Genomic DNA, 6,251 nt, shown 5'->3' with positions numbered 1-6,251 from the left:
GACCCGCGCGACCTGCGGTTTCCCGGCTCGTGCGAGCCGTGCGACCTGTGGTTTCGTGGCCGCTGCGACCCGGGCCAGGCGTGGTCGTACGGCATCCGCGAGGCGCACCACGTGCGGTTTCGCGGCCCGCCAAGGCCTCAGCTCTGGCACGACCACCAGCCCCTTTCGCGATCACATGCCTGCGTGAGGGACACTTAACCACCAGAACTATGTGTTGATCATGGAGGAGCCACCGGTGGAGTTCGACGTCACGATCGAGATTCCGAAGGGTTCGCGCAACAAGTACGAGGTGGACCACGAGACCGGTCGTATCCGCCTGGACCGGCGACTCTTCACCTCGACCGCCTACCCGACCGACTACGGCTTCGTCGAGAACACCCTCGGCGAGGACGGCGACCCGCTGGACGCGCTGGTCATCCTCGACGAGCCAACGTTCCCGGGCTGTCTGATCCGCTGCCGCGCGATCGGCATGTTCCGCATGACGGACGAGGCGGGCGGCGACGACAAGCTGCTGTGCGTGCCGTCGACGGACCCGCGGGTGGAGCACCTGCGGGACATCCACCACGTGTCGGAGTTCGACCGCCTGGAGATCCAGCACTTCTTCGAGGTGTACAAGGACCTGGAGCCCGGCAAGTCCGTCGAGGGTGCCGACTGGGTGGGCCGCACCGAGGCCGAGGCCGAGATCGAGCGGTCCTACAAGCGGTTCAAGGACCAGGGCGGTCACTGACCTCCTCTGCTGTTGCTGACGGGCCGCACGCCTGCGCGTGCGGCCCGTTCGTCCGTCTGTGCGCATACTGAGGTTGTGGGGGGTACGAGGCCCACGTGTCGTACAGGGAGCGCCAGGCAGTGACGGACGCGGAGGACCGCAAACCGAAATCGGACGAGGCGAGGAGTGCGTTTCTGCCTCCGGCCGGGACCGGCGTCGACGGGGACATGTCGACGACGTCAGAGTTCGCGATCCCGGACGGGCTGGCTCTGCACAGGGCGACCGGTGCGGAGTCCGAGACGACGTCCGAGTTCGCCGTGCCGCAGGGGCTGGACGTCCATGCTGCGCCCGCGGCGGAGCAGGAGGGGTCGGCGTTCACCCCGCCGAGCACGTACAGCTCCAAGCACGCCCCGACGGCCTTCACGCCGCCGACCGGGATCCCCGTGGTCAGTCTGACCAAGGACGTGCCCTGGCAGGACCGGATGCGCACGATGCTGCGCATGCCGGTGGCGGAGCGGCCGGCGCCGGAGACGATCCAGCGCCACGGCGACGAGTCGGGGCCCGCGGTGCCGCGCGTGCTCGACCTGACCCTGCGTATCGGCGAGTTGCTGCTGGCGGGCGGTGAGGGCGCCGAGGACGTGGAGGCGGCGATGTTCGCCGTCTGCCGGTCGTACGGGCTGGACCGCTGCGAGCCGAACGTCACCTTCACCCTGCTGGCGATCTCCTACCAGCCGTCCCTCGTGGACGACCCGGTCACGGCGTCGCGGACGGTGCGCCGGCGGGGTACCGACTACACGCGGCTGGCGGCCGTGTACCAGCTGGTGGACGACCTCAGCGACCACGAGACGGCGGTCTCCCTGGAGGAGGCCTACCGGCGGCTGGCGGAGATCCGCCGTAACCGCCACCCCTACCCCGGCTGGGCGCTGACCGGGGCGAGCGGGCTGCTGGCCGGTGCGGCCTCCGTGCTGGTGGGCGGCGATCTGATCGTGTTCGTCGCCGCGGCGCTGGGCGCGATGCTCGGCGACCGGCTGGCGTGGCTGTGCGCGGGGCGCGGACTGCCGGAGTTCTACCAGTTCACGGTGGCCGCGATGCCGCCGGCCGCGATCGGCGTCGCGCTGACGCTGGGCCATGTGGACGTGAAGGCGTCCGCGGTGATCACCGGTGGTCTGTTCGCGCTGCTGCCGGGGCGGGCGCTGGTGGCGGGAGTGCAGGACGGGCTGACCGGTTTCTACATCACCGCGTCCGCGCGGCTGCTGGAGGTCATGTACTTCTTCGTCGGCATCGTCGCGGGTGTGCTGCTGGTGCTGTACTTCGGCGTGCAGCTGGGCGCGCGGCTCAACCCCGACCAGGCGCTCGGCGCCTCCGACAACCCGGTGATGATGATCGGGGCGTCGATGCTGCTGTCACTGGCGTTCGCGGTGCTGCTCCAGCAGGATCGTTCCACCGTGATGTGGGTGACGCTGAACGGCGGGGTCGCGTGGGTCGTCTACGGGGCGATGCACTACGTGGGGGACATCTCGCCGGTGGCGTCCACGGCGGCAGCAGCGGGGCTGGTGGGGCTGTTCGGGCAGTTGCTGTCCCGGTATCAGTTCGCCTCCGCCCTGCCCTACACGACGGCGGCGATCGGGCCCCTGCTGCCGGGTTCCGCGACGTACTTCGGGCTGCTGGCGATCGCCCAGAGCGAGGTGGACGAGGGGCTGGTGTCGCTGTCCAAGGCGGTGGCGCTCGCCATGGCCATCGCCATCGGGGTGAATCTCGGGTCGGAGATCTCCCGGATGTTCCTGCGCATCGGGTCCGCGGAGAAGCGGCGGGCCGCCAAGCGCACGAGGGGTTTCTAGCGCCGAACGCCGATGGGGTCGGGGCTGTGGGTGCGTTGGCGGCCACGGGCCGGTGGGGTTTTCGCGCAGTTCCCCGCGCCCCCGGGACAGTCGGCTCAGTAGCCGTTGTTGTAAGGCCCCTGCTGCGTGCCGTAGGGCTGCTGGTGGCCGTAGCCCGGGGCAGGCTGCTGGTGACCGCCCTGCTGCTGCCCGTAGCCGGGGCTCTGCGGGTACTGGTTGTAGTACTGCTGGTCGTTGTAGCCGTTCTGGTTGCCGTACGGCTGCTGCGGCTGCTGCGGCTGCTGCTGGTGGGGCGGCTGGTCGTCGGGGGTGATGCGGCGCAGCTGGGTCGTCGCGTCGTCCATGGCCTGGGGCTGCTGCGGCTGCTCGGGGGCCTCGGCCGCCGCGCGCTTCTTCTTCTTCGAGCGGTCGCGCAGGTACTCGATGATGATCGGGACGACGGAGAGCAGGACGATCAGGATGAGGATCGACTCGACGTTCTTCTTGATGAAGCCGATCTGGCCGAGCCAGTAGCCCGCGAGGGTGACGCCGGTGCCCCAGGCGACGCCGCCGATGACGTTGTACGTGAGGAACGTCCGGTACTTCATGCGGCCGGCGCCGGCCACGATGGGGGCGAAGGTGCGCACGATGGGGACGAAGCGGGCCAGGACGATCGCCTTGGGGCCGTACTTCTCCATGAACTCGTGGGCCTTGTCCAGGTTCTCCTGCTTGAAGAGCTTGGAGTTGGGACGGTTGAAGAGCTTCGGGCCCAGGAACTTGCCGATCATGTAGCCCACTTGGTCGCCGATGACGGCGGCGAGCACGATCAGCATGCAGACCAGCCACAGCGGCTGGGTGATGTACTGGCCCTGGGCGACGAAGAGGCCCGCGGTGAACAGCAGCGAGTCGCCGGGGAGGAAGGCGAAGAGTCCGGACTCGGCGAAGACGATGAGCAGGATGCCCGGCAGGGCGAAGGTCTCGATCAGGTAGTCCGGGCTGAGCCACTCGGGGCCGAGCGCAAGCGTGGTCACGGGGATGTGGCTCCTGCTGCTGGGGGGACGGGCGGGCTGGCTGCCTCAAAGTATCAACGCAGCCGTCATGGCCCAGGTTCCATGGGCGTACTCAGGATGCACTGTGCCCGGCCCCGGTCAAAGCTGTGAACCATGGGCATCGATGAATACGGCGGCGGACAGGGCCCGGAACCCGAGGTCCTCGTCGTCACGACGAACGACGTACCCGGCTACCACGTGCGGGAGGTGATCGGCGAGGTCTTCGGCCTGACCGTGCGCTCCCGCCACGTGGGGAGCCAGATCGGCGCCGGGCTGAAGTCGATGGTCGGCGGCGAGCTGCGCGGGCTCACCAAGACGCTCGTGCAGACCCGCAACCAGGCGATGGAGCGGCTCGTCGAACAGGCACGCGCGCGTGGCGCCAACGGGATCCTCGCGTTCCGCTTCGATGTGACGGAGGCGGCCGACGTAGGCACCGAGGTGTGCGCGTACGGCACGGCGGTGGTCCTGACCCGGGAGTGAGACACCCCCGGGCCGGAGATCAGGCGGTGTGACGTGCCGCGTTCGCGACGATCGCGTCCCTCAGGTGCTCGGCGAGGCCCGGGCGCAGCGCGTCGTAGAACGCCTTGAACCGCTCGTCGGAGACGTACATCTCGCCGAGGCAGCGGTGGATGTCGTAGGAGCACTCGTAGAACCACGTGCAGATGTGCTGCCGGTGCTCCTCCGCCAGGGTCATGGCCGCCTCGCCGGTGGGCGGCTCGTCCGCCGACATCAGGGCGCCGTAGCGCTCGCCCCAGTCGGCCGCCTCGGCCTGGATGCGCTTCCAGTCCTCCTTGGTGTAGCTCGCCGTGCGGCGCTGCGAGTCGGCGTACTCGTCGGTGTCGCCCCAGCGCTGCTCGACCTCTTCGGCGTACTGCTCCGGGTCGTTGTCCCCGAAGACCTCGAACCTCTCCTCGGGCGTGAGGTCGATTCCCATCGTGCGTGCCTCCATGGCGTGCTCCACGGCCGCCGCCATCTTCCGCAGCTTCTCGATCCGGGCGGTCAGCAGTTCGTGCTGGCGGCGCAGGTGCGCGCGCGGGTCCGCGTCCGGGTCGTCGAGCAGGGCGGCGACCTCCTCGAGGGGGAAGCCGAGCTCCCGGTAGAACAGGATCTGCTGCAGCCGGTCGAGGTCGGCGTCGCTGTAGCGCCGGTGGCCCGCGTGGCTGCGTTCGCTCGGGACGAGCAGGCCGATGGCGTCGTAGTGGTGCAGCGTGCGCACCGTGACACCGGCGAAGCCCGCGACCTGTCCCACTGAGTAGTTCACTTCCGCTCCCCTCCCCTCTTCCGTGCTCCACGGTCGGGCCTCACGCCACGTGAGGTGCAAGCGTGTTTCCTGTTTGTACCGTTTGATCCGTTTATCGTGTGTCCGTGGTCCAGGACTCCGAAGACCAGGCATCCTCCGTCCGTCCGTCGACGCCCGCTCGCGCCCTGCTGCCCTCGATCGTGCCCGCCATCGCCGTGGGCGTGCTCTGCAGCCTGATCCTGGTGGGGGTGGAGGTCGCCGCCGAGCAGTTGCAGGACGTGCTCTGGCAGACCGTGCCGGACGCGCTCGGGATCGGCCGGTACTCCGTGGCGTGGATGTTCGTCGTGCTCATCGCGACCGGCATCGCGGTCGGGCTGGTGGTGTGGAAGGTGCCGGGGCACGCGGGCCCCGATCCCGCCACCATCGGTCTGGACGCCCCCGTCCTGCCGCCCGTGGTGCTGCCGGGACTGCTGCTGGTGACCGCGCTGATGCTGGCCGGCGGACCCAGCCTCGGCCCCGAGAACCCGATCATCACCGTGAACGTGGGCCTCGCGGCGTGGCTGGGCAGCCGGTTCATCCCCCGGGCACCCGGCCGGATCTGGCCGGCGCTGGCCGAAGCCGCCACCATCGGCGCGCTGTTCGGCACCCCGGTCGCGGCCGCCCTCGCGATCTCCGAACTACTGGCGTCGCAGGAGACCCGCGGCAGGCTGTGGGACAACCTCTTCGCGCCGCTGACCGCCGCGGCCGCCGGCTCCCTGACCGTCACCCTCCTCGACCACCCGAGCTTCGACCTGGGCCTGCCGTCCTTCGGCCGGCCTGGGTGGTCCGACCTGCTGGCGTCCGTCGTGGTCGCCGCGGTGGGCGCGCTGCTCGCCATGTGTGCCGTGCGGGCCCTGCCGTACGTGCACCGTGCCTTCCAGCGGCTGCGGCACCCGATGCTGATGCTCCCGGCGGGCGGGGTCGTGCTCGGCTGCCTCGCGGCGGTGGGCGGACATCTGACCCTCTTCAAAGGGCTCGACGAGGTCGCCACGCTGGCCCACGACCCGGACGGCTGGTCGGCCGGGGAGTTCGCCGTCATGACGGTGGTGAAGCTGGCCGCGCTGGTCGTCGCCGCGTCCTGCGGTTTCCGCGGCGGGCGCATCTTCCCGGCCGTGTTCGTCGGCGCCGCCCTCGGCCTGTGCGCGCACGCCCTGGTGTCCGAAGTGCATCCCTCGGTGGGCGTGTCCGCCGGTGTGCTCGGGGTGCTGCTGGCGATCACACGGCAGGGCTGGATCAGCCTGTTCGTCGCCGCGGTGCTGATCTCCGAGCCGGCGGTCGTCCCCCTGCTCTGCATCGCCTCGCTGCCGGCCTGGCTGCTGGTGACGGGCCGGCCGCAGATGCAGCTGCGCGAGGACGGCACGTCGGTCCGCTGAAGCCCTTTGTCGAAATCCCCCTGCGGA

Annotated in this window: 6 protein-coding genes; 4 read left to right on the top strand and 2 right to left on the bottom strand. The window is 70.1% G+C overall.

Annotated features, from left to right (window positions below; genetic code table 11):
* Positions 1-235: 235 nt before the first annotated feature.
* Together K4G64_RS23625 and K4G64_RS23620 are read left to right on the top strand one after the other, a co-directional pair.
* The gene (locus K4G64_RS23625; RefSeq protein WP_003975424.1) at positions 236-727 is read left to right on the top strand and encodes an inorganic diphosphatase; all 492 of its coding nucleotides are present in this window, start codon (positions 236-238) and stop codon (positions 725-727) included.
* Positions 728-846: 119 nt separating this feature from the next.
* Entirely contained in the window at positions 847-2,544 is a 1,698-nt protein-coding gene (locus K4G64_RS23620; RefSeq protein ID WP_221758021.1) for a threonine/serine exporter ThrE family protein, read from the top strand.
* A gap of 95 nt (positions 2,545-2,639) precedes the next feature.
* Here K4G64_RS23620 and K4G64_RS23615 read toward each other — a convergent pair whose 3' ends face one another.
* A complete protein-coding gene (locus K4G64_RS23615; protein ID WP_221758020.1) occupies positions 2,640-3,554 on the bottom strand; it encodes a DedA family protein in 915 nt (304 codons plus the stop codon).
* A gap of 132 nt (positions 3,555-3,686) precedes the next feature.
* Between K4G64_RS23615 and K4G64_RS23610 the strand changes: the two genes are divergently transcribed.
* Positions 3,687-4,052, top strand: a complete 366-nt coding sequence (locus K4G64_RS23610; protein ID WP_031110265.1) for a YbjQ family protein — start codon at positions 3,687-3,689, stop codon at positions 4,050-4,052.
* A 19-nt stretch (positions 4,053-4,071) separates the two neighbouring features.
* On the opposite strand, the gene K4G64_RS23605 is transcribed toward K4G64_RS23610, so the two are convergent.
* Positions 4,072-4,833 (bottom strand): MerR family transcriptional regulator, encoded by a 762-nt coding sequence (locus K4G64_RS23605; protein WP_221758019.1) that lies wholly within the window; start codon positions 4,831-4,833, stop codon positions 4,072-4,074.
* 104 nt (positions 4,834-4,937) lie between these two features.
* On the opposite strand from K4G64_RS23605, the gene K4G64_RS23600 reads away from it, so the two are divergent.
* Entirely contained in the window at positions 4,938-6,224 is a 1,287-nt protein-coding gene (locus tag K4G64_RS23600; protein WP_221758018.1) for an ion channel protein, read from the top strand.
* The last annotated feature ends 27 nt before the right edge of the window (positions 6,225-6,251 follow it).

It is taken from the genome of Streptomyces sp. WAC04114, assembly GCF_019733245.1.
GTDB lineage: Bacteria > Actinomycetota > Actinomycetes > Streptomycetales > Streptomycetaceae > Streptomyces > Streptomyces massasporeus_A.
This window is presented reverse-complemented; position numbering and strand designations above follow the sequence as displayed.